This is a genomic window from Sphingobacterium bovistauri (genome assembly GCF_020295405.1).
GTDB classification, from domain to species: Bacteria; Bacteroidota; Bacteroidia; order Sphingobacteriales; family Sphingobacteriaceae; genus Sphingobacterium; species Sphingobacterium bovistauri.
In genome coordinates, this window is sequence record NZ_JADEYP010000067.1 from 1 (window position 1) to 1,344 (window position 1,344).

Sequence of the window (1,344 nt, forward strand, 5' to 3'; positions counted from 1 at the left end):
AGACACTGTCTTATAAAGTGTGTAAATAATAAAATGTGGAGTTCATAAATAATTGGATTCCACATTTTTATTTACATAACTTTATTATTATGATTGACAGAGAATCATTATTAAACGACAAAGAGTTCTTAAGGAGTTTTAAGGACGGCGCCGACTTGCAACAATTTTTTAGAGAATTGCAAGGTAGAGCAGTATCACAGATGCTTGAGGGGGAATTAGATGGTCATTTAGGCTATAGCAAACACACCCGCAGTGATGAGAAAAATTCACGCAACGGTCACACGACAAAGAAAGTCAGAGGAGATCAAGGTGATATTGAGATTCAAGTTCCTAGAGACCGTGAAGGCAGCTTCAATCCTATCTTAGTGCCCAAGCGCAAGAATATCATAGACGGGGTAGAGAATGTTATCGTTTCGCTGTATGCTAAAGGCATGAGTGTTATGGATATTGAAGATATGCTTCGGGATGTTTATGGTTTTCAAGTCTCCGAAGCGACAATTTCACGCATTACCGACCGGGTAGCCGAAGATGTAGTAGCCTGGCAAAATCGTCCATTAGACAGCGTTTATCTAATAGTTTGGATGGATGGTATTGTCTTTAAAGTTCGTGAAAACTCTAAAGTAGTTAACAAAACCATTTATTTAGCCGTAGGATTAAATCGAGAGGGCTACAAAGAAGTGTTAGGCATGTGGCTTGGTAAAAATGAAAGCGCTAGCTTCTGGATGGGTATTCTAACTGATCTAAAAGCTCGTGGTGTGGAAGATCTGTTGATTACAGCTACCGACAACCTTAATGGTTTCACCAATACCATTCGCACGGTATTCCCAGAGAGTAGCACTCAAATCTGTGTAGTTCATCAAATCCGTAATGCGTGTAGATATGTGGTTTGGAAGGATAAAAAAGCATTCACCACTGATATGAAGCCTGTTTATGATGCTCCAAACAAACAAGCCGCACAGGCTGCACTAGAAAGTTTTGCGGACAAATGGGAATCAAAATACCCTTACGCTATTAAATCTTGGCGAGAAAACTGGGACGAATTAACGGTATTTTACGAGTTTCCTTTAGAAATCAGAAAAATCATTTATACCACCAACATCATTGAAAATATGAATGGTAAAATACGTAAATACACCAAAAACAAACTTTCGTTTCCTACGGATGAAGCTGTCTTGAAATCAGTATATTTGGCTTTGAGAGAAATCTCTAGGAAATGGACTATGCCAATTCATAATTGGGGCATAATCCTTAATCAGTTCTTAACTTTATTTGAAAAAAGAGTCCAATTGTAATTAACAACTGAACTCCATATTTTTAAATTTACACAGTTCGTGAGACAGTCCC

General features: G+C 38.0%; 1 protein-coding gene. It reads left to right on the forward strand.

The genetic code is table 11. The features are described from left to right. Window positions 1-92 precede the first annotated feature (92 nt). A complete protein-coding gene (locus tag IPZ78_RS17175; RefSeq protein ID WP_449618966.1) occupies window positions 93-1,292 on the forward strand; it encodes an IS256 family transposase in 1,200 nt (399 codons plus the stop codon). Window positions 1,293-1,344 lie beyond the last annotated feature (52 nt).